This window comes from Bradyrhizobium sp. I71, assembly GCF_022354745.1.
Taxonomy (GTDB): Bacteria; Pseudomonadota; Alphaproteobacteria; order Rhizobiales; family Xanthobacteraceae; genus Bradyrhizobium; species Bradyrhizobium liaoningense.
This window is the reverse complement of record NZ_CP059398.1, coordinates 1,982,641-2,008,432: the sequence shown is the minus strand read 5'-3', so window position 1 is coordinate 2,008,432 and position 25,792 is coordinate 1,982,641. Positions and strand designations below refer to the sequence as shown.

Below are 25,792 nucleotides of genomic sequence, written 5' to 3'. Positions count from 1 at the left end.
AATCACTGTGTTTCGCGCAAGCGGCCACGTTCGGCCGCAAGGCGCGGCCGGCCGAGCTGCAAGCAGATGAAAGTGGACGAGAAGGCGGATCGCCTAGTCGTTGGCCTCGGGCGGCAGGAAGTCGACCTCGTGCAGCGCCGAGATGCGCACGACCTCGGCGGGGTCGGTCAGATTGTGCAGCTGTTCGAACAGCGCCTCCAGCTTCTGCATCGGCGAGACCCAGAACAGCGCGCGGCACGGCTTGTCGGACTTGTTGAAATAGCCGTGGGGGATGCCGCGCGGCATGCGGACGAGGTCGCCGGCATGGGCCTTGACCCATTGACCGTCCAGCTTGAGGTCGAGCGTGCCTTCCTGCACCAGGATGAACTCGTCCTGGGTCGGATGGATGTGCACCGGCACGAACTGGCCGGGATCGCTGTTGGTTTCGAACGCGAAGGTGGAGTCTGTGACGGCCTTGGGGAAATAGACCTGGCCCAGGATATTCCAGCTCTTCCCGCCATAGCCCGTGCCGTTTGCAGTAATGCCCTTTTCGAGTGCAGTCATGCTCGCCTCCTGATGGATTCCGGCGGGGACGGAGCATCGGCCAGCCAAGGGCCGCCTGTCTATCCGCTAAACGAATCCCGCGCGGCTTATCGCCATGCAGCACGACGATAAGGTGGACGCGGCCCTTTTCGTCCGCCGGGAACTATTATAGGCTTAAAATAATTCCCGGGCGCGAAGCATGGTCGACGATGTCCGCAGCCGAGCTGGAAACGAGCGCAAGAGCCTCTGCAGCCGAACGGCTCGCGGACTTCGCCCGCGTCACCACGGATGATGTCGACGAAGCGGCCGAGCAGATCGGGCGCATCTTTTGCCCGCACGATCTCAAGCCCGCGCAGGCGCGCGCCGCCGGCTTCTCCGCCCGGCACAATTGCGCTGCGTTCGACGGCTTTTCGATCAACTACGTGGCCTATGGCGGATCGGTCGGCATCGATCCCGGCTGCCTCGAGCGCTTCTTCCTGGTGCAGGTCCCGCTTGCGGGCTCCGCCCGCATTCGTGCCGGCGTCAGCGAGCTCGACGTCGCGCCGGCCCGGACAGCGTCGCTGCTGTCGCCGACCGTCCCGACCCGGATGATCTGGGCCGACTGCGCCCAAGCGATCCTGCTGCTCGACCGCCGCCTGGTCGAGCAGCGCGCTGCGGCGTTGTCGGGCAGGGCGACCGGGGTGGTCGAGTTCGATCCCGCGATCGACCTGGAGGCGCCGTCCGGGCGGGCCTTGCAGACCAGTCTCGCCGGGCTGATGACGCTTGCCGAGCGTCTCGGGCCATCGGGAAGGCTTTCGCCGGTGGCGATGGCCGATTGGCGCGAGCTGCTGCTCGATCATCTCCTCAACGGGCAGCGGCATGGCCTGTCGGATGCGATCAGGACGTTCTCAGGGCAGGCCGAGCGCCTGCCGCGTGCGCTCCGCGTTGCGCGCGACCATCTGGCGGACAATGCCGGCGAGCCGCTCGATCTCGCGCAACTCGCCTGCGTGTCCGGCATCGGCATCCGCGCGCTCCAGCTCGGCTTCCGCCGTCACTTCGGCGTGCCCATTTCGCAGATGCTGCTCGACATGCGGCTCGCCGGCCTCCACGCCCGCCTCGCGCAGGCTTCCGCCGGTGTCTCCATCACCGACCTCGCCTTCGATCTCGGCTTCACCCATCTCGGCCGCATGGCCGGCGCGTACCGCGAAAAATTCGGCGAGACGCCGTCGGCAACGCTGCGGCGAAGGATGAGCTGATTTACCGATCTTGCGACTTCGTCCCGCGATCTTCGCGCAGCGTCGTCACCCAGATCACGCGCGCCGCCTGCTGGGTCGGATTGTCGAACATGTGGGGCACGGTGCTCGGAAAGCGGAAACTGTCGCCGGCTTCCAGCACATGGGCCTGGTTGTCGAGCCACAGCCGCAGGCTGCCCGAGAGGATGTAGCCCGCCTTCTCGCCGGTGTGCTGCAGGAAGTCGGTGCCGGAGGAGGCGCCGGGATTGAGCGTGAGCTCGTAGAGCTCGAGCTGGCCTTTGCCTTCCGGGGTCAGTGCTTCCTTGACGACACCGCTGGCGGTGAGACGCAGCAGCCGCCGGTTGGTCTTCCGCACGATGTAGCGCGGCACGTCGGCGGGATCGCTGCTCTCGAAGAAATAGGAGATGGGAACGTCGAGCGCGATGCTGAGCAGGCGCAGCGTGCGGATCGACGGCATGGCGCGCGCGCGTTCGAGCTGGCTGATCATGCCGGTGGAGAGGCCGGTCTTGTTGGCGACGTCCTGGATCGAGAGGCCCGCGCGCTGCCGCAGCAGCCGCACGGTTTCACCCAGACGCTGGTCGACCGCGTCACCGGGCTCGGCCGTCGCGAGTTCCTTGGGGCCGTTCGTGCCGCCGCGACCGTCCATGTCGCTCTCCCAATGCATCATCTGCCCGCAACCGTATCGGTCGGAGCGTCAGTCCGAGTGAAAAGACTGCGCACACTAGCAATCCGATTGACAGCTGTATTTAGTCGTGATGAAATTTTGGCACAATAATTTAGAAGCACTAAAGCCCACTCCTGTCCCTTTTGCCGGGGTCTCGGGGGCGCGGGAGACGGTGCCGCGTGCGACAACGGAGAGTGGTCATGGCAGGCGACACCGGCAAGCTCGGCGTTGGGGCACTGCATCTCGGCATTCCGAATCGCCGTCAATTCTTCCAGCTCGGCGCGGGAGCCGCGGCGGGATGGACGCTTTCAGGCAGCGCCTTCGCGCAGACCGAACGACCCACCAATCCGCCGGACAAGCCGCGCGGCCAGGTGATCGCGGCGCTGTCGCAGGAGCCGACCGTCTTTCATCCCTTGATGCCGGGCATCGAGGTCGACCAGGGCGTCTGGTGGCAGGTGTTCTCGCTGCTCTGGTTCATCGATCCCGCCGGCAATTTCGTTCCCGACCTCGCCCGCGAAGTCCCGACCATCGAGAATGGCGGCCTGTCGGCCGACGGCCTGACCTGGAAGATCAAGCTGCGCAACGACGTGAAATGGCATGACGGCACGCCGTTCACGGCCGAGGACGTGAAATTCTCGCTCGAGCTGATCAACGATCCCAATTTCCGCGCGCGCAGCCGCGTCGGCCACAGCCTCGTCAAGGACATCAAGGTCGTCGCGCCCGACGAGATCCATTGGCGCATGGAAGCGCCCTATTCGCCCTACATGTCGATCCTGGGATCGCTGACCTTCATCGTGCCGAAGCACATCCTGGAGAAGGTGTCCGATCCGAACGCCTCGCCGTTCCACAACGCGCCCGTCGGCACCGGGCCGTTCCGCTGGGGCGAGCGCGTGCCCGGCGACCACATATTGCTCAATGCTCACGCCGGCTATCACGGCAAGGGACCTTACGTCGAACGCGTGGTCTTCAAGTACATTCCCGACCTCACCGTGCTCTACACCCAGTTCCGCACCGGCCAGGTCGATTACACCGGCCTGCAAGGCATCTTGCCGAACTTCGTGCAGGAGGCGAAGACGCTGAAGGGCCGCAAGGTCTTCGTCTCCTCGACCTCCTCGGTGGAGCATATCGCGCCCAATCTGGAGTTCGGTCCCTTCGCCGACCGCGCCGTGCGCGAGGCGCTCTACCTCGCCATCAACAAGCAGGCGATCATCGATGCGCTCTATTACGGCCTGCCGACGCAGACCGAGAGCTTCGTGCCGCAGCAGGCCTGGTCGTTTCAGCAGGGCCTGCCGCAGCACAAATACGATCCCGCCAAGGCCAATGCGCTGCTCGATGCGGCAGGATGGGTCCGCGGCGCCAGTGGCATTCGTGAGAAGGGCGGCGTCAAGCTCGAATTCACCAACTCGACGACGTCGGGCAATGCGGTGCGTGAGCAGACCCAGCAGCTGCTGATCCAGGACTGGCGCGCGATCGGGGCTGCGATGCGCGTCAACAACATGCCGGCGGCCGTGATCTGGGGCGAGTTCTGGCAGCAGTCGAAGTTCAACTCGGTGCTGGTGTCGGTGAACTTCATGCTGGGCAGCGACCCCGACGTGACGCCGCGCTTCGGCTCCGGCGCCATTCCCGCCAAGGGCGGCCGCGGCTACAACACCTATCAGTACAAGAGCCCCGAGGCCGATCGCCTGCTCGCCGACGGCGCCAGGCAGTTCGATCTCGCCCAGCGCAAGACCACCTATGGCGACCTGCAAAAGCTGATCCGCAACGACCTTGCGATTCTGCCCATGTTTCAGGGCTTCATCGCCGAAGGCGTGAAGGAAGGGCTGCAAGGCTTCCGTCCCAACATCAACACCTCGATCAACTGTTGGAACATCCGCGAATGGTACTGGGCCTGATGTCTCAGGCACGCTGGATCGCCTGAGATGGCCCGTTACGTCGTCAACCGCCTGGCGCAGGCGATCATGCTGCTGGTGATCGTCTCGGCGATCGGCTTTGCAATCCTGCATCTGGCGCCCGGCGGTCCGCTGTCGCAGTTCGCCGTCTCCGGACAGATGACGCAGGAGGATCTCGACCGCGTCACCAGGCAGCTCGGGCTCGATCGCCCGGTGCCGATCCAATATATCGACTGGTTCGGCCGCATGGTACGGGGCGACTGGGGGCGCTCCTATCGCGACGGCGAGGCGGTGCTGTCGGTGATTTCCTCGCATCTCGGCGCCACACTGGAGCTGATGGCGACGGCGACGATCATCGCGGTGCTGCTCGGCTGCTGGATCGGCGTGCTGGGTGCGCTGCGCCGCTACTCGCTGTTCGACACGCTCGCCACCGTCGGTGCCATGATCGCGCTGTCGATTCCGACCTTCTGGTTCGGCCTCGTCACCATCTACGTCTTCTCGGTGAAGCTCGGCTGGCTGCCGGCCGGCAACAGGCAGACCATCGGCGACGGCTCCTTCCTCGACCTGCTGCATCATCTGATCGCGCCGGCAATGGTGCTGGCGCTGGTCGAAACCGCGATGTGGGGCCGCTTCATGCGCTCCTCCATGCTCGAGGTCATCAACCAGGATTACATCCGCACCGCGCGCGCCAAGGGCATGCCGGAATGGCGCATTCTCACGGTGCACGCGCTTCGCAACGCGCTGCTGCCGATGATCACGGTGGCGGGCTTGCAGTTTCCGACGCTGCTCGGCGGCGCGCTGGTGGCCGAGACCGTGTTCACCTGGCCCGGCATGGGCCGGCTGTTCCTCGATTCCATCGGCTATCGCGATTATCCCGTGGTGATGGGCATCCTGATGTTCTCGGCGACCATGGTGCTGATCGGCTCCCTGCTCGCCGACATCCTCTATGCCGTCGTCGATCCGCGCATCCGGGTGGGCTAGCGATGACGGCTGCGACCATCTCCACCGTTCAGCCCGCGCCCGGCCAGGCCGCGTGGCGTCGTTTTCGTCGCCACCGGCTCGCGCTCGCGGGCGCGGTGATCATCCTCGTTCTCGTCCTCGGGTCGGCGTTCGGCCCTTATCTGCTGCCGTTCGACGACACCTATATCGACATCATGAAGCGGTTCGCGCCGCCGCTGTCGGGCGCGCATATCCTCGGCACCGACGAACTCGGCCGCGACGTGCTGGCGCGGCTGATGATGGGCGGTCGCGTCTCGCTCTCGATCGGCATCGTCGCGATGGTGATCGCGATGGCGGTCGGAATTGCCGTCGGCGCCTTCGCCGGCTTCTATGGCGGCGTGGTCGGTGCGGTCCTGATGCGGCTTGTCGATGCCGTGCTGTGCTTTCCGACCATCTTCCTCCTGCTGGCGCTGGCCGCGCTCACCGAGCCCGGCCTCGTCACCACCACCGTGCTGATCGCGGCGACGGCCTGGATGGCCGTCGCTCGCGTCGTCGAGGCCCAGGTGCGGTCGCTGCGCGAGCGCGAGTTCGCGGTCGCCGCGCTCGCCTTCGGCTCGTCGAACCTGCGGATCATGTTCCGCGAGCTCGTGCCCAACGCGATCGCGCCGATCGTGGTGGCGGCGACGCTGAACGTTGCCAAGGCGATCCTGCTCGAATCCTATGTCAGCTATCTCGGCTACGGCATCCAGCCGCCGGCCGCGAGCTGGGGCAACATGCTCAACAACGCGCAGATCTATCTCACCAGCGCACCCTGGCTCGCGATCGCGCCGGGCCTCGCCATCACGCTCGCGGTGACCAGTTTCAACTTCCTCGGTGACGGCCTGCGCGACGCGCTCGATCCGCGCATGAACATCCCATGACGAGCAAGACCTCGATCGAACTGAACTCCAGGAGTGCCCCATGTCCCCGCCGCTCAACCGTATCAACAGCGACGAACGCTTGCCGCAGCAGGTGGATGTCGTCGTCATCGGCGGCGGCGTCATCGGCGTCTCCGCGGCCTATCATCTCGCGAAGAAGGGCCATTCGGTCGCATTGGTCGAGAAGGGTCATGTCGGCGGCGAGCAGTCGAGCCGCAATTGGGGCTGGTGCCGGCAGCAGGGCCGCGCCCGCGAGGAAATTCCGCTCGCGCGCGAGGCGCTGCGGCTGTGGGAGGACATGCAGAACGATGCGGGCGTCGATGCCGGCTTCCGCCGCACCGGCGTGCTGTTCCTGACCAAGAGCAAGGACGAGCTCGCAAGCTGGGAGCGCTGGGCCGCGGTCGCGCGCGAGATGCAGGTCCACTCCACCGTCCTGACGCCGGCGGAGGTCGCCGAGCGCATGCCTGATAATACCGACACATGGGTCGGCGGCCTGCACACGCCGAGCGACGGCCGCGCCGAGCCGTCGATGGCCGTGCCCGCGCTCGCGGCCGCCGCGCGCAAGCACGGCGTCACCATCCATCAGGGCTGCGCCGCGCGCGGGCTGGAGACGACCGGCGGCAGCGTCAGCGCCGTCGTCACCGAGAAGGGCACGATCCGCACCCAATCCGTTCTGCTGGCGGGCGGCGCTTGGTCGTCGCTGTTCTGCCGCCGCCATGGCATCGAGCTGCCGATCGGTCTCGTCAACGCCACCGCCTGCCGGACCACGCCGGGGCCGGAGATCACGTCGGGCGCGCTCGGCACCGATTTCTACTGCATCCGTCGCCGCCTCGACGGCGGCTTCACGCTGGCGCTGCGCAACCGCGGCACGGTGGAGCTATCGCCGGATCTGTTGCGCTACGCCTGGACCTTCTGGCCGACCTATCAGCATCGCAAGACCGGCCTGAAGCTGTCGTTCGGCAAGTCGTTCTTCGACCAGCTCATGCGCGGCACGAATTGGAGCTTCGACAAGCCGTCGCCGTTCGAGGCCGAGCGCGTGCGCGATCCCGCGCCCGACATGTCGCTGGTCAATTCGGCACTATCAGCGCTGATCAAGTCGAATCCGGAATTGAAGGACATCGAGATCGCGGAAGCTTGGGGCGGCACGATCGACTGCACGCCGGATACGATCCCCGTGATCTCGGCGGTCGATGCGCTGCCGGGCTTCTTCCTCGCCACCGGTTTCTCCGGCCACGGCTTTGGCATCGGCCCCGCAGCCGGCAAGCTCGCCGCCGACATCGTGACCGGCGCGACGCCGCTGGTCGATCCCGCCGCCTACAGCCACAAGCGCATGATCGACGGCCGTCGGCTCGCGCCGGTCAGCCCGTTCTGAGGGCGTTAGCTGCATGACGGTTCTCTACAAGGCCAACATGGTTCGCGGTGCCGAATGGGCGCGCTTCTTCGCGGAGCGCGCGCCCGACGTGCCGTTCCGGCTCTGGCCCGACATCGGCAATCCCGCCGACGTCCGCCATCTGGTGGCGTGGGTGCCGCCGGATGACATTGCGACGACCTTTCCCAATCTCGAACTGGTCTTCTCGGTCGGCGCGGGCGTCGATCAGTTCGATACCACGAAAGTTCCAGCGCATATTCCGTTGGTCCGCATGCTGGAGCCCGGCATCGCCGAGACCATGGTCGAATACGTCACCATGGCCGTGCTCGCGCTGCATCGCGATCTCCTGGATTTCATCAACCAGCAGAAGCAGCAGGTCTGGCGCGAGATCCGGATCACGCCGGCGAAGCGGCGGCGTGTCGGCGTGATGGGACTGGGCCAGCTTGGCCAGGCGGTGCTCGAACGTCTCAAGGCGTTCGGCTTTGCATTGTCGGGGTGGAATCGTTCGCCGCGCGAGATCGAAGGCGTCACCTGCTACGCGGGCCTGGATACTTTGCCGGAGTTTCTGGCGCAGGCCGACATTCTGGTCTGCCTGCTGCCGCTGACGGATCAGACGCGTGGGATTCTCAATGCCGACCTGTTCGCGCGCCTGTCGCGCGGGGCAGGGCTCGTCAATGTCGGCCGTGGCCCGCATCTCGTCGAGGCTGATTTCCTCGCGGCGCTCGACAGTGGTGCACTGTCCGGCGCGGTGCTCGACGTCGCCGATCCCGAGCCGCTTCCGCCAGGCCATCCGTTCTGGAGCCATCCGCGCATCCTGCTGACGCCGCACAATGCCAGCATGACGACGCCCGACACCGCCGTCGATTTCGTGCTCGACGTCATCGCCCGTCACCGCCGCGGCGAGGAGCTGCCGGGGCTCGTCGATCGCAGTCGTGGTTACTGAGGGCGCGATAATGATGGGAATATCGGTGCAGCCACGGACTCGGTTCACCTCTCCCGCTCGCGGGAGAGGTCGGCGCGAAGCGCCGGGTGAGGGCTCTTTCCTCTTGGGGGGGCTCGATTGCGGAAGCACCCTCTCCCCAACCCTCCCCCGCAAGCGGGGGAGGGGGCGCACCTCCTCCGCGGCACGCGCCAGGACCATCGCATGAACACCGACGCCAGCAGATCCGGCCAAGTCGTTGTCGAGTCGCAGGCCCCCGTGCTGTTGGTCTCCGGCCTCACCACCTCCTTCATGATCGAGCGGCGATGGATTCCCGTCGTGCGCAACGTGTCATTCGACGTCGCGCCCGGGGAGACCGTGGCGATCGTCGGAGAGTCGGGCTCGGGCAAGAGCGTCACCGCGCTCTCGATCATGCGGCTGATTCCGCAGGAGATCGGTCGCGTCGAGGGCCGCGTCATGTTGGCCGGCCGCGACCTGCTCGCGCTGCCCGAGGCGAGCATGACCAGCATTCGCGGCAATGACGTCGCCATGATCTTCCAGGAGCCGATGACGAGCCTCAATCCGGTGCTCACCATCGGCTTCCAGATCGCCGAGGCGCTGATCCAGCATCGCGGCCTGTCGCGCGCGGCCGCCGAGGCGGAAACCATCCGCCTGCTCGATCGCGTCCGCATCCCCGCAGCGAAATCCCGCTTCCACGAGCATCCGCATCGCTTCTCCGGCGGCATGCGCCAGCGCGTGATGATCGCGATGGCGCTGGCCTGCAGGCCGAGGCTGTTGATCGCGGACGAGCCGACCACCGCGCTCGACGTCACCATCCAGGCCCAGATCCTCGAGCTGTTGAAGGAGCTGCAGCAGGAGGAGGGGATGTCGATCCTCTTCATCACCCACGACATGGGCGTGGTCGCCGAGATCGCCGACCGCACCGTGGTGATGTATGGCGGCCAGGCGGTGGAGATCGACGCGACCCCGCGCATCTTCGCCGCACCCTCGCATCCCTACACGAGCGCGCTGCTGGCGGCCGTGCCGCGTCTCGGCTCGATGGATGGACGGGCGCGGCCGATGCGGTTTCCGATCGTCGACAAGGTGACGGGGACTTCGGACCAGCCGGTGGAGACGCCCGACACCGTTTCGACGGCCGAGCGGCCGTTGCTGGAAGTCTCGGGCCTCACCACGCGTTTCCCCATCCGCTCCGGATTGTTCGGCAAGGTCTCGGGCCGCGTCCACGCGGTCGAGAACGTCTCCTTCACCTTGCGCGCCGGCGAGACGCTGGCGCTGGTCGGCGAATCTGGCTGCGGCAAGTCGACGACGGGGCGCTCGATCCTGAGGCTACTCGAGCCGGACAGCGGGACGGTCCTGGTCGACGGCGAGAACGTGCTGGCCATGAACTGCCGAGCCTTACGCGATTTTCGCAAGCAGATGCAGATCGTGTTCCAGGACCCGTTCGCGAGCCTCAATCCGCGCATGTCGGTGGGAACGGCGATCGCTGCGCCCTTGCTCGCCAACGGGCTCGCCTCGGCGGCACAGGCGCGGGAGAAAGTCGCCGACCTGCTCGTGCGCGTCGGCCTGACCGCCGACATGGCGGCGCGCTTCCCGCACGAGTTCTCCGGCGGCCAGCGCCAGCGCATCTGCATCGCGCGTGCGCTCGCGCTTGGGCCGAAGCTGATCGTCGCGGACGAAGCCGTCTCCGCGCTCGACGTCTCGGTCAAGGCGCAGGTCGTCAATCTGATGCTCGACCTCCAGGCCAGCATGGGCCTCGCCTATCTCTTCATCTCCCACGACATCGCGGTGGTCGAGCGCATGAGCCATCGCGTCGCGGTGATGTATCTCGGCGAGATCGTCGAGATCGGCCCGCGCGCTGCGGTGTTCGGCGATCCGCAGCATCCTTATACCAAGAAGCTGATGGCCGCCGTGCCGGTGCCCGACCCGTCGCGTCGCGGAGTCCGGCGCGAGGCCTCGAACGACGAGATCAGAAGCCCGGTTCGCGCGCCGGACTACCAGCCGCCGATCCGGCAGTACCGCGAGGTCACGCCGGGCCATGTCGTTCAGGCGTGGGGCGAGGAGTGGTCGGCCTGACGCGTGAAGGCGCGGAGCACCTCGAGACTTCGCTTCACCATCTCTTCCAACTGCGGTTTTCCGCGCCGGCAACGCTGACGTTTATGTGATCGAATTTCCTGGCGATCCCTTAGCGTTTGTAACGCCTGCATTTTCCAGCCCACGACCCGTCGCTCCGGAATTTCTGAGTGCGCCGATGGAATAGGACGTGCGCCGGCTCGTCCTACTTCTCAGTCCCTGCTGCTGGGATGACCACCATCGGAGACGGCAAAAATCTTGAAGCGGTAGGCGGAATAACAGGCGTTGCGAGACGTCACACCCTCAATACACCCGCGGAGTTCAAAATGCACAGGTCAGGGTTTCGCAGCGTCATGACGGCGCTCATTGGCAAGGTTCGGCGACCGGGTCTCGCCGCAGCTGCATTCGGCGCGCGGCTGCTGCTCGCCTTTGCGGTTCCGTCATTGCTCCTTGCTCACGAAAGCCATCCGGTCGAAAGCCATCCGACGGCGCTCAACGCCGACGAGAGTGCGTTCCTCAAGGAGAACGATGCCGCCATGACGAAGATGATGAACGACATGGCGGTGAAGCCGACCGGCGACATCGATCGCGATTTCGTTGCCATGATGAACCCGCATCATCAGGGCGCCATCGACATGGCCGTGATTGAACTGCGCTACGGCAAGAACGAGCAGCTTCGGCGAATCGCGCAGGAGATCATCGTCGACCAGACGCAGGAGATCGCAGCCATGAAGCTCGCGATCGGCGAGCCCGTGACCGATACCGCCCCCGCGCCGACCCAGCCGCAGCTCGTCCCGCCGGCGCAGGATCACCATTCGGACATGCAGTTGAACATGCCCGCCGGAACGAAACACTAGGAGCCAGACATGAAAACCTTGAAGACACTTTTCTTGGCGGCCACAATGCTTGCGACCAGTGGCGCCGCGTGGGCCGGCCAAGCTCCGGGCGCACTGGCCTCGCCCGATCTCCCGATCGGCCATCATGACCGTGTCTACGCGGCCGAGCAGTTCTCGAACACGGTCTCTGTGACGGATCCCGTCGACAACAAACTGCTCGGCGTGATCAGGCTCGGTGATCCTCAGCCCGGCAACTTCAGCCCGCTCTACAAGGGCCAGGTGCTCGTCCACGGCATGGGCTATTCGCCCGATCACCGCACACTCGCAGTAGTCTCGATCGGCTCGAACTCGGTGACCTTCATCGATACGGCGAGCAATGCCATCAAGCATGTCACCTATATCGGCCGCTCGCCGCATGAGGCGTTCTTCACGCCTGACGGCAAGGAGGTGTGGGTTACCGTACGCGGGGAGAACTACATCTCCGTGCTCGATGCCGGAACCTTCGAGGAGAAGGACCGCATCACGACGCCGAGCGGCCCGGGCATGCAGATGTTCTCGCCGGACGGCAAGTACGGCTATATATGTTCCTCCTTCAATCCGGAGACCGACGTCGTCTCGGTCGCCGAGCACAAGATCATCGCCAAGGTGAAGCAGGAAAGCCCATTCTGTCCGAACATCGCGGTGACGCCGGAAGGCGACCAGGTCTGGTTCACGCTCAAGGACATCGGCAAGACCCAGGTATTCAACGCCAGGCCGCCGTTCGATCCAATCAAGACGATCGACACCGGACCGATTACCAATCACGTGAACTTCGCCCATACGGCAAAAGGAACGTTCGCCTACGTCACCGTGGGCGGATTGAACGAGGTCAAGGTGTTCAGCACGGGCGACTTCTCGCAGGTCGCAACCATCCCGGTCGGCAATCTTCCACATGGCGTGTGGCCTTCGGGTGATGGCACGCGCGTCTATGTCGGGCTGGAGAACGCAGATGCGCTGGCCGCGATCGATACTGCGACCAACAAAGTCATCGCCAATGTCCCAATCGGGCAAGCGCCGCAGGCGATCGCCTATGTGCCGAATGCCGCCCCCGATCCCGATGACCGCCAGAACCTGCAGGCCCTCGGCGTCGCCGGCCAGGTCGCGCACCTCGCGCTGGCGCCGAAGGAAGGAGGGAGGGCCGGCAGGGCGCCGACTACCGTATCGCTGTTCGATCAGGGTCTGGTTCAGATCCTGCAGGCCTCCGTCACCGGACTTCAGCCAAAGCAGAAATATGTGCTGGCGCTCGCCAGGCATGAAGATGGTAGCGGCCCGTTGCAGCCGCTGGCTGCTTTCATGACCAATCCGGCCGGATCTGCTATTGTCAACGCCACAGGCCCGATCCGTCAGATCGTCGACACGAACTCCAGGACGGACAGGCGATATTTGGTCATTGCGTCCGGCGATGCGGCAATGCCGGGCAAACCGGTCCAGATCGAGTCCCGATAGCGTTCATTCTGAAGACAACAGAGAGAGCAGGCGGAACGCGCGATGCAGGACATGCTGGTTCAGGTCGAGCCGCTGATCCCCGCGCTCCGCCGCTACGCGCGCTCGCTCGTTCGCGATCGTGTGGCCGCCGACGATCTGGTACAGGATTGCCTGGAGCGCGCGGTCAGTCGCTGGTATCAGCGGCGCGATGGCAATGTCCGCTCCTGGCTGTTCTCCATACTGCACAACCTCGCAGTCGATCAGTTTCGCCGATCGGCGTCGCGCGGCAGCCACGTTCCGATTGACGAGAGAGACGAGAACGAATTCGGCGAGGCTGCTGCACAGGAGCAGAAGCTCATGTATCAGGATGTGCTGAACAAGCTCGCGAAGCTCCCGAGGGATCAGCAGGCGGTGCTTCTGCTCGTCGCGGTCGAGGACTTGTCCTATGCGGATGCTGCCAAAGTGCTCAACATTCCCGTGGGTACGGTGATGTCGCGGCTGTCCCGTGCGCGAGAAAGGCTGCAGCAGGAGCTTGAACGACCGTCTATCGGCGCTGCAGGCAACATCGTGTCAATCCGGAGCGCGAGAGAATGAGCCATCGTCCGATCACGGAAGATGATCTCCATGGCTATGTGGACAGGGTCCTCGAGCCGGAGCGGCAGGCAGAGGTCGCTGCATATCTGAACGATCATCCGGATGTCGCCAGGCGCGCGGCCGCCTTTGCCAGCCAGCGCGAGCTGTTGCGCGCGGCGCTCGCGCCTGTTGCCGAGGAGCCGTTGCCCGCAGAGCTGAATTTGTCGCGTATCATCGAGCGGCGGGCTCGAAGGCCGTCCCTCGTGCCCTGGGCCGCGGCGGCGCTTCTGCTCTTGAGCATTGGCGGCGTCGGCGGCTGGTCCATGCGCGGTGCGCTCCAGCCGTCGCCGAGCGGACTGGCTGCGCTCGGGCAGGAGGCGGCGTCCACCTACAGCGTCTACGCACCGGATCGCGTCCGGCCCGTCGAGGTTCGCGCCTCCGACAGCGCCGAGCTCGTGCACTGGGTCTCTGACCGGCTGCGCCGGCCGGTGAAGGTGCCGGACCTTGCCGCGTCAGGCTATCGGTTGATGGGAGGTCGCGTTGTTGCCAGTCCGCATGGTCCGGCGGCCATGTTCATGTATGACGATGACCGTGGCAGCCGGATCGTCGTGCTGATCCGGTCCATGAGCAGGGCGGATCAGAACGCGCCCATGACGCATCAATCGCAGGGCGACGTCGGAGGCTATACCTGGGCCGACGACGGGCTGGGCTATAGTCTGGTTGGCCGTGCCGCTCCTGAATCGCTGAAGCCTATCGCAGATGCGGTTCGGAGACAGTCCCGTCCAATCTGAACGCCGTGTCGCCGCTCGCGCTCACGAATTGACGTGCACGAAATCGCGCAGCAGCGGGTAGATCTCGTTGTTCCAGCGCTTGCCGGAGAACACGCCGTAATGGCCGACGCCGGCCTGCATGTGGTGGACGCGCCGATAGGCGCGCACGCCGGTGCAGAGGTCCTGGGCGGCGAGGGTCTGGCCGATCGAGCAGATGTCGTCCTTCTCGCCCTCGACCGTCATCAGGCCCATGCGGCTGACGGCCTTGGTGTTCACCGGGCGGCCGCGATGCATCAGCTTGCCCTGCGGCAGGAGGTGCTCCTGGAACACGTCGCGCACGGTCTCGATGTAGAATTCCGCAGGAAGATCCATCACCGCGAAATATTCGTCGTAGAAGGTCTTGATGGTCGCCGCCTTCTCCTTCTCGCCCTTGGCGATGTGGTTGGCGAGATCCATGTGCTGCTTGATGTGGCGCTCGAGATTCATCGAGACGAAGGCGGTGAGCTGCACGAAGCCGGGATAGACCTTGCGCAGCGCGCCGCGGCACTGCACCGGCACGTAGTTGATCAGGTTCTGCTCGAACCAGTCGATCGGCCGGCTCTTGGCGAACTCGTTGACCCGGGTCGGTTGAATGCGTGTGTCGATCGGCCCCGCCATCAGCGTCAGCGTCGCCGGGCGTGACGGATGGTTGCCCTCGCACATCACGGCGGCGGCCGCGAGCGCCGAGACCGACGGCTGGCAGATCGCCACCATGTGCGGGCGCGGCCCGAGCTGTCCGAGGAAGTCGATGAGATGATCGGTGTAGTCGTCGAGCCCGAAGCGGCCCTCGCTGCGCGGGATGTCGCGCGGATTGTGCCAGTCGGTGATGTAGACGTCGTGGTCCTGGAGCAGTGTCTTGACGGTGCCGCGCAGCAGCGTGGCGAAATGGCCGGACATCGGCGCCACCAGCAGCATGCGCGGCTGCTCGCCCACGCCGTCCTTGCGAAAACGCAGCAGCGAGCCGAACGGCGTCGCGTAGGCGATCTCCTCGGTGACGGCGATCTCGCGGTTGCCGACCATGACACTGTCGATGCCGTAGGCCGGCCGGTCGTAGGTGAGGGTGGAGCGCGAGATCAGCTCCAGCGCGGCCGACAGCCGGCCGACGACCTGATCCGACCTGCCTTGCGGCACCAGATTAAGGAATCTGAGCGCCGACGAAGCCCCTGCGCGCCAGGGCGCCGTCAGGTCCATGTGGTTTTGAAAGGCCTGATAAAACATCGACATCATGCTGAAACGCCCATCCCGTCCCGTGCTGCTATGCAATAAGGACGCCAGACGGCGGGTCGGGCCGTCGCAGAATTGGCACGTCGCTTGCTGCTCAGACCCATGGAAAGTTCAGGCCACGGGCACGTCCGGGCTGATGTCGGGACCAGGGAAGGGCCATATGGCGAAGGCGACACTGACCATCAGCAGCAAGAACTACTCGTCCTGGTCGCTGCGTGGCTGGCTGCTGACGAAATTCTCCGGGCTCGATTTCGAGGAGATCGTCACCGCCCCGGACGATCCGTCGGCACGTGCCGAGATTTTGCTGCTGTCGTCGTCGATCCTGGTGCCGTGCCTGCGGCACGAGGGCGCCGTGGTCTGGGATACGCTGGCGATCGCCGAATATCTCGCCGAGCTGATGCCGGACGCCGGCCTGTTGCCGGCCGACCGTATCCAGCGCGCCCATTGCCGCTCGATCTCAGGCGAAATCCATTCCGGCTTCACCACGCTGCGCGCCTCGCTGCCGGTCAACCTGAAGGGACACTTTCCCGGCTTCAAGATCTGGTCGCGGGCGCAGGCCGACATCGACCGCGTCGCGTTCATCTGGCGCGACTGCCTGGAGAAATCGGGCGGCCCCTTCCTGTTCGGCGCGCAGCGCACCATGGCGGATGCGATGTACGCCCCGGTGGTGACGCGCTTTGTGACCTATGACGTCAAGCTTGATCCGCGCCTGAAGGCCTATGCCGATACCATCATGGCCATGCCGGAGATGCAGGAATGGATCGCTGCGGCGCGGGAGGAGCCAGCCGAGATCGAGGAGCTCGAGGTCGAATATTAGGCAGGTGTTGCGCCGCCCTGCCTGTTTCGGGGGCGGAGCCCTCGCGCGGCGGCCTCACGGCGATGCCTTTGCCGCGATTAACCTTTGGCGTCGGTGACAGGCCGGGCCCATCCCGCGTGCTGCGCAGATATTGTGCGCGCCCGCACAGCCATGTCGACATCTAGCCGTGAACAGCTGCGTACACGGCCTTTCGGCTGATTCGGACGTGATTCGTTCGGGCCGCGTTCCGAAGGTTAAGGCGGAGCGCGGCGCCGTTGCATTTTGAAACAGAAGCCGCGCTCAGGCGGCCCCGCGCTGCTTCACGCGCGGCAGGCGCCAGCCGATGACGGTTGCTTCGACCGCGATGCCGGCCTCGTGGTTCTGCCAGCGTCCCTCGACGTAGCGGCAGGCGAACGGCAGTTGATATGTTCCGCTGTGATCCTCGCAGAGCACTTCGAGTGGCAGGCCCGGCGGTGGTTCTCCGGCTCCGTCGAACTCCGCCAAACGTCTGTCGCGCGTTGCCATTCCAAAAATCTCCCCTAAACAAAGCCGCGGAAAGAGTGCCCACTTCTTCCGCCTGCGGATCATCGTTCCCCATCCCTGGGAACAGACGCAAGCTCAACGCGAGAATGCGGTACGAGTGTGGTAGCGTCACGCTGCGGCGCGCAAACGGCGCACATTGCTGTGATCGATCGGACGAGGAACCTGCATGCTGCTTCGAAACACCGGCATTTGTTTCGCGATGTTGCTGCTCGCAGCGCTGGCGCCGCTGCCGCTCCGCGCGCAGGACGTGCCCGGGATCGAGATCTGCACCGTCGAGAAGACCATGGAGCGGCGCACCAGCTGCCTGCAGAGCAATGTCGATTTCCTGCAGAAGACGATCGCCAAGCTCGCCCTTGATCATCAGCAGAAGCTGGATGCCGCCAATCGCCAGATCGACACGCTGAAGTCGAGCCTCGCCGGCTTGCAGAAGACGCTCGGCGAGCTTCAGGCCGCGCAGGCGAAGGCCGCCGAGGATCTGAAGAAGAAGCAGGATGCGCCGCCGCCCAAGGACGCCGCGAAATAAGCGCGCCGTTCACGCGACGCGATAGCGCTCCATCACGGCACGATCGGGGTCGCAGCCGAGCCCGGGGCCTGAGGGCACCGCGACATGGCCGGTGGCATCGACATCGGCGCGTCCGCCCCAGAGGCAGGCCTCGCGCTTGAGATAGAACATCTCGACCAGCCCGTCGTCGCGCGTTGCGAGCAGATGCAGCGTCGCCAGCAGGCCGGGACCGAAGTAAGGGGAGTGCGGCACGATCTTGACGCCGAGCCGATCGGCCAGCGCCGTGACCTTCAGGAATTCCGTGATGCCTCCGACCTTGATGACCGAGGGCTGGGCGTGGCTGACCGCGCCCGCCTCCATCATCTGGCGGAATTGATATTCGGTGCAGGCATTCTCGCCGGCGGCGACGCCGAGCCCGCCCTTGCTGCGGACGTCGGCAAGCGTGGCGAAGTCTTCCGGTGGCCAGACCGGCTCCTCCAGGAACATCGGCTGCGCCTCCCGGCATGTTTTCGCAAACGCGATCGCCTGCTCGCCCGTCAGAGGACAGTTCATGTCGACCATCAGCGGAATGGCTGGCCCGATCGCCTCGCGCGCGGCGAACACTGCAGGGGCCGTGGTCTCGTGCAGCTTGATCGCGCCATAGCCGAGCGCGAGCGCCTTCCTGCATTCGGCGGCGATGTTGTCGGGCGAGCCGATCCGCAGGAGGCTCGCGTAAGCTGGAATGGCCGTGCGCCTGATCTCGCCCAGCAGGCGGTGCAACGGCACGCCTTTGACCTTCGCAGCCAGGTCCCACAATGCGATATCGAGCCCGGAGATCGCGAACATGGTGATGCCGTAGCGGCCGAACAGATGCAGATTGCGCTGGATCTGTTCCATCACCGCGGGAATGCCGGCAGCATCGGGCACCTTCAGCCCGCGGGCCTGCGGCGCGATCATCTCCTCGACGGCGCTGCGCGTGGTGCGCGGGCAGACATAGGCGAAGGCGTCGCCCCAGCCGGTCAGCCCGGCATCGGTCGTGACCTCGACGAGGACGATGTCGAGCGCGGAAATCGCGGAAGCACCCTGGCGGAAGCTTGCGACACCGGCGTCATAGGGGATGCGGATATGGTGCGCCCGCACATCGGTGATTTCCATGACCCGGTTCCCTCTTTCTCGTGAGCGGTTTCAACGAGTGTAGCCACGACCAGCAGGGCGTTGCCAGTGACGATTGCCGGACTATCCTGACGCGAAGGACAGCAATGCCGATCAAGCAGAGCGGCAGAGACCGGCGCATCATCGCCGCGCTTCGAACGTGAGCCTGAACCGCCATGAATCCAGCCCAGCGCGCACTCTGGTATATCGAGAGCCATCTGGCCGAGCCGATGACGCTCGACGAGATCGCGGCGATCTCAGGCGTGTCGCGGTTCCACATCGTGCGTGCGTTTGCCGCAGCCACCGGTTTTCCGGTGATGCGGTACGTGCGCGCGCGGCGGCTGACGGAGGCGGCGCGCAGTCTGGCAAAGGGCGCACCCGACATCCTATCGCTGGCGCTGGAGGCGGACTACGGCTCGCACGAAGCCTTCACCCGCGCGTTCCGCGACCTTTTCGGCACCACGCCCGAAGCGGTGAGGGCGGCAACGTGCGTGAGTCACCTCGAGCTTCAGGAGCCGATCCTCATGAATTCCACCATGCTCGACCATCTTGCCCCACCGCGTTTCGAGATCGCAAAGGCCTTCCTCGTCGCCGGCCCCGCCGAGCGCATCTCCTGCGACAACGGCGCAATGATCCCCGGTCTTTGGCAACGCTTCCATCAGGAGATCGCTGACATTCCCGCGCGCGTCGGCCAAGGAAAAAATCAAGTCGCCTACGGCGTCTGCTGCAACGGCGATGACGCCGGCAATTTCGATTATATCGCCGGGATCGAGGTCGCCGATTTCTCCGACCTGCCGCGCCGCTTCGGCCGCATCCGCATTCCCGAGCAGCGCTATGCCGTGTTCACGCATACCGAGCACGTCGCTTCGATCCGGCGCACCGTGAACACGATCTGGAATCAGTGGCTGCCGGCATCCGGTCTCAAAGCCGCGGACGCGCCGAATTTCGAGCGCTACGACGAGACGTTCGATCCTGCAACCGGCAATGGCGGTTTCGAGATCTGGTTGCCGGTGAGGGAATAGCATGATCCGGACCCGAAGGGCCGCGTTAGCGTAAAGTGTGCAGCGGTTTTCCGAAAGGATCATGCTCGAACGAGGACGCAAGGCGCGATGACCTTCATCGTGCTTTGCAGCGCAACGCTGGCATACCGTCCGGCTTGCTTGGCAAGGCTTGGCGACTTTGTCATAACCGCAGGCAAATCTTGCCTGCGGAGCCCGTGCCGGACATCCCGTGCAAGCCATAACAAGCAGCCGGGAGGGTCCCAATGTCGAATGCCACGACCAACATCCGCGTTCTCGCCACCGACCTCGAATTTCCCGAAGGCCCGGTCGTGATGCCCGACGGCTCGGTGGTGCTGGTGGAGATCCGCGGCCAGCGCCTGACGCGCGTCTATCCTGACGGCCGCAAGGAGATCGTCGCCAAGATTCCGGGCGGTCCGAACGGCGCCGCGCTCGGCCCCGACGGCAAGATGTACATCTGCAACAATGGCGGCTTCTCCTGGATCCCGACCCGCAACATGATCATGCCGGGTCCGCAGCCGGACGATTATCTCGGCGGCGCGATCCAGCGCGTCGATCTGCAGTCCGGCAAGGTCGAGACCGTCGTGAGCAAATGCGGCGCGCACGACCTGCGCGGGCCGAACGACCTCGTCTTCGACAGGCAGGGTGGCCTCTGGTTCTCCGATCTCGGCAAGCGCCGCGCGCGCGAGATGGACGTCGGCGGCATGTATTACCTCAAGCCCGGCATGAGCGAGATCGTGGAGGTCGTGCACGGGATCCTGCCGGCCAACGGCATCGGGCTGTCGCCGGACGAGGGCACCGTCTACATCGCGGAGACGCCGACCGGCCGTCTCTGGGCCTATGAGCTCTCCGCGCCGGGCACGCTCAAGCCCCGCGACGTGATCTACCGCGGGGAGCGGGGAAAGCCGATCTGCGGCCTCGGCGGCTACCAGATGTTCGATTCGCTCGCGGTGGAGGCGGGCGGCAATGTCTGCGTCGCGACCCTTGTCTCCGGCTGCATCTCGGTGATCGCGCCCGACGGCACCCTGGTCGAGCAGGTTCCGACCGGCGACCGCGTCACCACCAACATCGCCTTCGGCGGCCCCGAGCTGAAGACCGCCTACATTACCCTGTCCGGCAAGGGCGAACTGATCGCCATGGACTGGCCACGCGGCGGTTTGCCGCTCAATTTCCTAAACAAGTAAACGGTGCTAGTGACCGTCGTTGCGAGCGAGGCAAAGCAGCTTTCAGACCCTCACCCTGAGGAGCGCGCCCTTGGCGCGCGTCTCGAAGGGCGAGGCCACAGCCGGGCCTTCATCCTTCGAGACGCGCGTTCCGCGCTCCTCAGGAGGAGGATCTGGCGTCTGGATGCCTCGCTGCACAATGACGAAGGAGAGACTTTCAATGCCCTGGCCTGATCCCATCACCCTGCGCGGACAGCACGCCCGTCTGGAGCCGCTGTCGCATCAGCATCGCGACGGTCTGGTCGAGGCCGTCAGGGACGGCGAACTATTCAAGCTCTGGTACACCGCGGTCCCGACGCCTGAGGGCATGGCGAAGGAGGTCGACCGCCGCCTGGGGCTGCAGTCCGCGGGCTCGATGCTGCCGTTCACCGTGTTCGACGCCGGCGGCAGGATCGTCGGCATGACCACCTACATGAACATCGATGCCGCCAACCGCCGCGTCGAGATCGGCTCGACCTGGTACGCAAAGGGCGCGCAGCGCGGCCCGCTCAACACGCAGTGCAAGCTTTTGCTGCTGCGCCACGCCTTCGAGACGCTGGACTGCATCGCGGTCGAGTTCCGCACCCATTTCTTCAACCACCAGAGCCGCCGCGCCATCGAGCGCCTGGGCGCCAAGCAGGACGGTATCCTGCGCAGCCACCAGATCGCGCCGAACGGCACGCTGCGCGACACCGTGGTCTACAGCATCACCGCCGCCGAATGGCCGACGGTGCAGGCGCATCTGGAATTTCAACTCAACGACAAGCCGCGCTAGTCATGATGTGCCCCGATCTTGCCGCGAGCTCGATCACCTCTCCCATAGGGAGAGGTCGCGCCGAAGGCGCGGGTGAGGGGACAGGTCTCTCGTGGGACCTAACTCCCCTCACCCGATTTGCTGCGCAAATCGACCTCTCCCCTACGGGGAGAGGTGTCAGCGTGCGCGGCTGCAATTCATTCAATCTCACGACACGCTAGAGGCGGCCGGCACCATGGACAGATTCGATTACGTCATCGTCGGCGCGGGCTCTGCCGGTTGCGTGCTCGCCAGCCGGCTGAGCGAAGATCCCAACACCAGCGTCTGCGTGCTGGAGGCTGGCCCGAGGGACTGGCATCCCTACATCCATCTGCCGGCGGGCTTCATCAAGACCTTCCACATGAAGAGCATCAACTGGGCCTATCAGCAGGAGCCGGGGCCCTGGACCGGCGGGCGCAGCATCTACGCGCCGCGCGGCAAGACGCTCGGCGGCTCGTCCTCGATCAACGGCCACATCTACAATCGCGGCCAGCGCATGGATTTCGACACCTGGGCGCAGATGGGCAATCGCGGCTGGGGCTATGCCGACGTGCTGCCTTACTTCCGGCGGCTGGAGAAACGCGTCGGCGACGGCGAGGCGCTCTATCGCGGCCGGGAGGGCAGCCTCACGGTCACCACCATGGACTGGCGCGATCCGCTCTGCGAAGCCTTCATGGAAGGCGCCGTCTCGCTCGGCATTCCCCGCAACCCCGACTACAACGGCAAGACCCAGGAAGGCGTCTCCTATTGCCAGCGCACCATCAACAACGGCCTGCGTGTCTCCGCCGCGACCGCGTTCCTCAGGCCGGCGATGAAGCGGCCGAACGTGCATGTGCACACGCATGCGCATGCGACCGAGATCATCTTTGAAGGCAAGCGCGCCGTCGGCGTGCGCTACATGAAGGGCGGCCGCGGCGGGCATCCCGTCGAGGTGCGCGCCAACAAGGAGGTGATCCTCTCCGGCGGCAGCTATAATTCGCCGCAGCTGTTGCAGCTCTCCGGCATCGGCTCGCCGGATCTGCTGCAGCAGCACGGGATCGCGGTGCGCCACGCGCTCCCCGTCGGCGAAGGCCTGCAGGACCATTACGCCCCGCGCACGGTGGCGCGGGTGAAGGACATCAAGACCATCAACGAGCTCCGCCGCGGCCTCTCGCTCTGGATCGAGGCGCTGAAATGGGCGACCGCGCGCCGCGGCCTGCTGTCGCTGTCGCCGACCATGGTCTACTGCTTCTGGCACTCCGGCGAGAGCGCGGAGAGCTCGGATCTCCAGCTCACCTTCACGCCGGCGAGCTACAAGGAAGGCGTGCAGGGCCAGCTCGAGGACGAGCCCGGCATGACCGTGGCCTCCTGGCAGCAGCGCCCGGAGAGTCGCGGCTATGTCCGCATCCGCTCGAACGATCCGTTCGCGCCGCCGATCATCCAGACCAACTATCTCGACGCCGAGCTCGACCGCCGCGTCGTCGTCGGCGGCATGAAGCTCGCGCGGCGCCTTTTGAAGTCCGCGCCGCTGTCGCCCTACTACGCCTACGAGGACTTCCCCGGCCCCAACGTCAACACCGACGACGAGTTCCTGCACGCCGCCACCGAGCGCGGCACCACCACCTTCCACCCCGGCTGCACCTGCCGCATGGGCCCGGCCGATTCCACCTGGGCGGTGGTCGACGATCAGCTCCGCGTCCACGGGCTCGAAGGCCTCCGCGTCATCGACGCCTCGGTGATGCCGCGCATGATCTCGGCGAATTTGAATGCCTCGACGATGATGATAGCTGACCGCGCGTCGGATTTGATTCGCGGCAAGCAGCCGATGGAAGCCGCGCGGATTCCGGACACGGCGGTGGCGTGACATCTTGTAGGATGGGTGGAGCGCAGCGAAACCCATCATGCTTCAGCGAGTGCTGCACGATGATGGGTTTCGCTGCGCTCTACCCATCCTACAAGCCGCATGAACTCGATCTTGAGTTGTGCTACGGTGCGGCATGACCTCCTATCGGCGCAACTTCGTCCCCGGCGGAAGTTACTTCTTCACCGTCAACCTGGCGGATCGAAGCCTCTCATTGCTGACCGCGCATGTCGATCTGCTGCGCGCCGCCTTTCGCCAGACCCGCCGGCGTCACCCTTTCACAATCGATGCGATCGTGGTGCTGCCTGAGCACCTTCACACGGTTTGGACGATGCCGAACGGCGATGCGGATTTCGCAATGCGATGGAGGCAGATCAAATCCGCCTTTTCTCGCAATCTTGACAACGTCGAGCCAGTTTCGCCGAGCCGGGCCGCCAAAGGCGAGCGCGGCATCTGGCAGCGTCGTTATTGGGAGCACACCATTCGTGACGAGGACGACTACGCGCGGCATATTGATTACGTGTACATCAATCCCGTCAAGCACGGACTGGTCAATCGAGTCTGCGATTGGGTACCATCGTCGTTCCATCGCCACGTGGCGCTCGGCATCTACCCGCCGGATTGGGCTGGCGATCTGTCTCAATACGGCGACGGTGCAAAGTTCGGGGAGCGCAGTTGAAGGCGCTGTAGGATGGGTAGAGCGCAGCGAAACCCATCATGCTTTAGCGAACGCCGCACGATGATGGGTTTCGCTTGCGCTCTACCCATCCTACAAGCTGTATGCCGCTGTGCAGTCTTTTTGCGCTACATGCGCACAGCGGACCGTGGGTGCGAGCCGGCACCCAGCCTTCCCTGCGCCCTTTCCTGAAGGGGGCGATGGAGAGAGCAAAGCTCGGGCGAAATGCGCCGCGAGGATGTGAAGGCGTGTCTGCAACGCAGGTGCAAACTTGAGAATGGCGCCGCGGCCTCTTGCGCCGTCATTGCGAGCGCAGCGAAGCAATCTAGACTGTCACTGGAGGGATTCTGGATTGCTTCGCTGCGCTTGCAATGATGATGTGGGGGAGCGTACGTCAATTCAACGCTCGTTTCCCGGACGTAGCGCAGAGCTACTTCAGCGGTGCGCTGCAGAGCCAGGGCCCATGTCCTCAAGCAACACTCAGAGCAAGCCTTGCGCAGCAGCGTTGCACGCTGCAGCGCGTCCGGGACACGAGAAGCCTCACACTTCCCTTCGGCTCAAGAACGCCAGCCGCTCGAACAGATGCACGTCCTGCTCGTTCTTGAGCAGCGCGCCGTGCAGCGGCGGGATCAGCTTGCGCGGGTCGCGCTCGCGCAGCTGCTCGGCGCTCATGTCTTCGTTGAGCAGCAGCTTGAGCCAGTCCAGAAGCTCCGAGGTGGACGGCTTCTTCTTCAGGCCGGGCACCTCGCGCACCTCGAAGAAGATGCGCAGCGCTTCCTCGACGAGGCGCTTCTTGATGCCGGGGAAGTGGACGTCGACGATGCGGCCCATCGTGTCGGCGTCGGGGAACTTGATGTAGTGGAAGAAGCAGCGGCGCAGGAAGGCGTCCGGCAGCTCCTTCTCGTTGTTGGAGGTGATCATCATGATCGGGCGCTGCTTGGCCTTGATCGTCTCGCCGGTCTCGTAGACATGGAATTCCATGCGGTCGAGCTCGAGCAGGAGGTCGTTGGGGAATTCGATGTCGGCCTTGTCGATCTCGTCGATCAGGAGCACCGGGCGCTGCTCGGCGGTGAAGGCCTCCCACAGCTTGCCGCGCTTGATGTAGTTCTTGATGTCGGACACGCGCGCATCGCCCAGCTGGCTGTCGCGCAGGCGCGAGACCGCGTCGTATTCGTAGAGGCCCTGCTGCGCCTTGGTGGTGGACTTGATGTGCCAGGTCAAAAGCGGCGCGTTCAGCGCCTTCGCCACTTCCTCCGCCAGCACCGTCTTGCCGGTGCCGGGCTCGCCCTTCACCAGGAGCGGGCGCTCGAGCACGATCGAGGCATTGACGGCGACCTTGAGATCGTCGGTCGCAACATAGTCCTTGGTGCCGGTAAATTTCATCGCGCGTCCTTGTTGGTCGTCGTCGTGAGGCAATGCCAATTTCGTTGCCTTGGTCACGACAAGCGAACGGCCGCGCATGGCGGCCGTTCCTGGTTCGGTCAGGCTTTCAGACCCGTTTTATCAGCGAAAGGATGACCAGCACAATCACCGCGCCGATCGTGGCGTCCACGATGGCACCTAACGTGCCGGTGGCGAGCTGGATGTGCAGCTGGGGCAGCACCCAGCCCGCAACCAGTGCGCCGATGATGCCGACGACGATGTTGCCGACCAGCCCAAATCCCGCCCCGTGGACAATCTTGCCCGCGAGCCAGCCTGCGATCGCGCCGATGATGAGCGCTGCGAGAATTCCCATTGCAAACGTCCCCAAAACAACCCCGTGAGAAGGCCAATTCTAGAGCAAAAAGGCGTCGGGTCCACGTTGAATTGGTTCGCCGACGCGGGTGGCTTCACCTCTCCCGA

General features: G+C 65.1%; 25 protein-coding genes. 18 read left to right on the top strand and 7 right to left on the bottom strand.

All coding sequences use genetic code 11. The features are described from left to right. Positions 1 to 93 precede the first annotated feature (93 nt). Positions 94 to 543, bottom strand: a complete 450-nt coding sequence (locus FJV43_RS10035; RefSeq protein ID WP_061027189.1) for a cupin domain-containing protein — start codon at positions 541 to 543, stop codon at positions 94 to 96. 188 nt (positions 544 to 731) lie between these two features. Here FJV43_RS10035 and FJV43_RS10030 point away from each other — a divergent pair, with 188 nt between their 5' ends. Continuing rightward, positions 732 to 1,757 (top strand): AraC family transcriptional regulator, encoded by a 1,026-nt coding sequence (locus FJV43_RS10030; RefSeq protein WP_239626602.1) that lies wholly within the window; start codon positions 732 to 734, stop codon positions 1,755 to 1,757. A gap of 1 nt (position 1,758) precedes the next feature. On the opposite strand, the gene FJV43_RS10025 is transcribed toward FJV43_RS10030, so the two are convergent. After that, positions 1,759 to 2,400 carry a cupin domain-containing protein gene (locus FJV43_RS10025; protein WP_239626600.1) on the bottom strand — a complete coding sequence of 214 codons (642 nt, stop codon included), beginning with the start codon at positions 2,398 to 2,400 and terminating at the stop codon, positions 1,759 to 1,761. Positions 2,401 to 2,618: 218 nt separating this feature from the next. On the opposite strand from FJV43_RS10025, the gene FJV43_RS10020 reads away from it, so the two are divergent. The 10 genes from FJV43_RS10020 to FJV43_RS09975 all read left to right on the top strand — a co-directional run bounded on the left by FJV43_RS10020 (position 2,619) and on the right by FJV43_RS09975 (position 14,206). Beyond that, positions 2,619 to 4,310 carry a peptide ABC transporter substrate-binding protein gene (locus FJV43_RS10020; RefSeq protein WP_239626598.1) on the top strand — a complete coding sequence of 564 codons (1,692 nt, stop codon included), beginning with the start codon at positions 2,619 to 2,621 and terminating at the stop codon, positions 4,308 to 4,310. Between the two features lie 27 nt (positions 4,311 to 4,337). After that, positions 4,338 to 5,288 carry an ABC transporter permease gene (locus FJV43_RS10015; protein ID WP_239626596.1) on the top strand — a complete coding sequence of 317 codons (951 nt, stop codon included), beginning with the start codon at positions 4,338 to 4,340 and terminating at the stop codon, positions 5,286 to 5,288. A gap of 2 nt (positions 5,289 to 5,290) precedes the next feature. Further along, the gene (locus tag FJV43_RS10010) at positions 5,291 to 6,166 is read left to right on the top strand and encodes an ABC transporter permease (RefSeq protein WP_239626594.1); all 876 of its coding nucleotides are present in this window, start codon (positions 5,291 to 5,293) and stop codon (positions 6,164 to 6,166) included. Positions 6,167 to 6,206: 40 nt separating this feature from the next. Beyond that, positions 6,207 to 7,535 carry an FAD-binding oxidoreductase gene (locus tag FJV43_RS10005; protein ID WP_239626592.1) on the top strand — a complete coding sequence of 443 codons (1,329 nt, stop codon included), beginning with the start codon at positions 6,207 to 6,209 and terminating at the stop codon, positions 7,533 to 7,535. A 13-nt stretch (positions 7,536 to 7,548) separates the two neighbouring features. Further along, the gene (locus FJV43_RS10000) at positions 7,549 to 8,475 is read left to right on the top strand and encodes a glyoxylate/hydroxypyruvate reductase A (RefSeq protein ID WP_239626590.1); all 927 of its coding nucleotides are present in this window, start codon (positions 7,549 to 7,551) and stop codon (positions 8,473 to 8,475) included. A gap of 201 nt (positions 8,476 to 8,676) precedes the next feature. After that, positions 8,677 to 10,545, top strand: coding sequence for an ABC transporter ATP-binding protein (locus FJV43_RS09995; protein WP_239626588.1), 1,869 nt, complete (start codon positions 8,677 to 8,679; stop codon positions 10,543 to 10,545). Positions 10,546 to 10,895: 350 nt separating this feature from the next. Further along, positions 10,896 to 11,399: a DUF305 domain-containing protein gene (locus FJV43_RS09990; protein ID WP_239626586.1), complete on the top strand. Its 504-nt coding sequence runs from the start codon at positions 10,896 to 10,898 to the stop codon at positions 11,397 to 11,399. A gap of 9 nt (positions 11,400 to 11,408) precedes the next feature. After that, positions 11,409 to 12,863: a YncE family protein gene (locus FJV43_RS09985; protein ID WP_239626584.1), complete on the top strand. Its 1,455-nt coding sequence runs from the start codon at positions 11,409 to 11,411 to the stop codon at positions 12,861 to 12,863. 42 nt (positions 12,864 to 12,905) lie between these two features. Then, positions 12,906 to 13,436: a sigma-70 family RNA polymerase sigma factor gene (locus tag FJV43_RS09980; RefSeq protein ID WP_239626582.1), complete on the top strand. Its 531-nt coding sequence runs from the start codon at positions 12,906 to 12,908 to the stop codon at positions 13,434 to 13,436. Then, positions 13,433 to 14,206 (top strand): anti-sigma factor, encoded by a 774-nt coding sequence (locus FJV43_RS09975; RefSeq protein WP_239626580.1) that lies wholly within the window; start codon positions 13,433 to 13,435, stop codon positions 14,204 to 14,206. The genes FJV43_RS09980 and FJV43_RS09975 overlap by 4 nt, the downstream gene beginning before the upstream one ends. A gap of 21 nt (positions 14,207 to 14,227) precedes the next feature. On the opposite strand, the gene phaZ is transcribed toward FJV43_RS09975, so the two are convergent. After that, positions 14,228 to 15,451 carry a polyhydroxyalkanoate depolymerase gene (phaZ, locus tag FJV43_RS09970; protein WP_239626578.1) on the bottom strand — a complete coding sequence of 408 codons (1,224 nt, stop codon included), beginning with the start codon at positions 15,449 to 15,451 and terminating at the stop codon, positions 14,228 to 14,230. 157 nt (positions 15,452 to 15,608) lie between these two features. On the opposite strand from phaZ, the gene FJV43_RS09965 reads away from it, so the two are divergent. Next, on the top strand, positions 15,609 to 16,265 hold the full coding sequence (locus tag FJV43_RS09965) for a glutathione S-transferase family protein (protein ID WP_239626575.1): 657 nt from the start codon (positions 15,609 to 15,611) through the stop codon (positions 16,263 to 16,265). A 279-nt stretch (positions 16,266 to 16,544) separates the two neighbouring features. On the opposite strand, the gene FJV43_RS09960 is transcribed toward FJV43_RS09965, so the two are convergent. Beyond that, positions 16,545 to 16,769 carry a hypothetical protein gene (locus FJV43_RS09960; protein ID WP_024339451.1) on the bottom strand — a complete coding sequence of 75 codons (225 nt, stop codon included), beginning with the start codon at positions 16,767 to 16,769 and terminating at the stop codon, positions 16,545 to 16,547. A 184-nt stretch (positions 16,770 to 16,953) separates the two neighbouring features. Here FJV43_RS09960 and FJV43_RS09955 point away from each other — a divergent pair, with 184 nt between their 5' ends. After that, the gene (locus FJV43_RS09955; RefSeq protein WP_239626573.1) at positions 16,954 to 17,310 is read left to right on the top strand and encodes a hypothetical protein; all 357 of its coding nucleotides are present in this window, start codon (positions 16,954 to 16,956) and stop codon (positions 17,308 to 17,310) included. A 9-nt stretch (positions 17,311 to 17,319) separates the two neighbouring features. Here FJV43_RS09955 and FJV43_RS09950 read toward each other — a convergent pair whose 3' ends face one another. Continuing rightward, positions 17,320 to 18,423: a mandelate racemase/muconate lactonizing enzyme family protein gene (locus FJV43_RS09950; protein WP_239626572.1), complete on the bottom strand. Its 1,104-nt coding sequence runs from the start codon at positions 18,421 to 18,423 to the stop codon at positions 17,320 to 17,322. Between the two features lie 173 nt (positions 18,424 to 18,596). Here FJV43_RS09950 and FJV43_RS09945 point away from each other — a divergent pair, with 173 nt between their 5' ends. The 5 genes from FJV43_RS09945 (at position 18,597) to FJV43_RS09925 (ending at position 23,953) form a co-directional block, all read left to right on the top strand. Beyond that, entirely contained in the window at positions 18,597 to 19,442 is an 846-nt protein-coding gene (locus tag FJV43_RS09945) for an AraC family transcriptional regulator (RefSeq protein WP_239626570.1), read from the top strand. A gap of 242 nt (positions 19,443 to 19,684) precedes the next feature. Then, positions 19,685 to 20,623, top strand: coding sequence for an SMP-30/gluconolactonase/LRE family protein (locus FJV43_RS09940; protein WP_239626568.1), 939 nt, complete (start codon positions 19,685 to 19,687; stop codon positions 20,621 to 20,623). A 199-nt stretch (positions 20,624 to 20,822) separates the two neighbouring features. Further along, on the top strand, positions 20,823 to 21,416 hold the full coding sequence (locus FJV43_RS09935) for a GNAT family protein (protein ID WP_239626566.1): 594 nt from the start codon (positions 20,823 to 20,825) through the stop codon (positions 21,414 to 21,416). A gap of 214 nt (positions 21,417 to 21,630) precedes the next feature. Beyond that, positions 21,631 to 23,277, top strand: coding sequence for a GMC family oxidoreductase N-terminal domain-containing protein (locus tag FJV43_RS09930; RefSeq protein WP_239626564.1), 1,647 nt, complete (start codon positions 21,631 to 21,633; stop codon positions 23,275 to 23,277). Positions 23,278 to 23,410: 133 nt separating this feature from the next. Then, positions 23,411 to 23,953 carry a transposase gene (locus FJV43_RS09925; RefSeq protein WP_239626563.1) on the top strand — a complete coding sequence of 181 codons (543 nt, stop codon included), beginning with the start codon at positions 23,411 to 23,413 and terminating at the stop codon, positions 23,951 to 23,953. A gap of 537 nt (positions 23,954 to 24,490) precedes the next feature. Here the strand turns inward: FJV43_RS09925 and FJV43_RS09920 are convergent. Both FJV43_RS09920 and FJV43_RS09915 read right to left on the bottom strand, forming a co-directional pair. Further along, positions 24,491 to 25,333: a MoxR family ATPase gene (locus FJV43_RS09920; protein WP_024339458.1), complete on the bottom strand. Its 843-nt coding sequence runs from the start codon at positions 25,331 to 25,333 to the stop codon at positions 24,491 to 24,493. 106 nt (positions 25,334 to 25,439) lie between these two features. Beyond that, entirely contained in the window at positions 25,440 to 25,685 is a 246-nt protein-coding gene (locus tag FJV43_RS09915; RefSeq protein ID WP_131869655.1) for a GlsB/YeaQ/YmgE family stress response membrane protein, read from the bottom strand. Between the last annotated feature and the right edge of the window lie 107 nt (positions 25,686 to 25,792).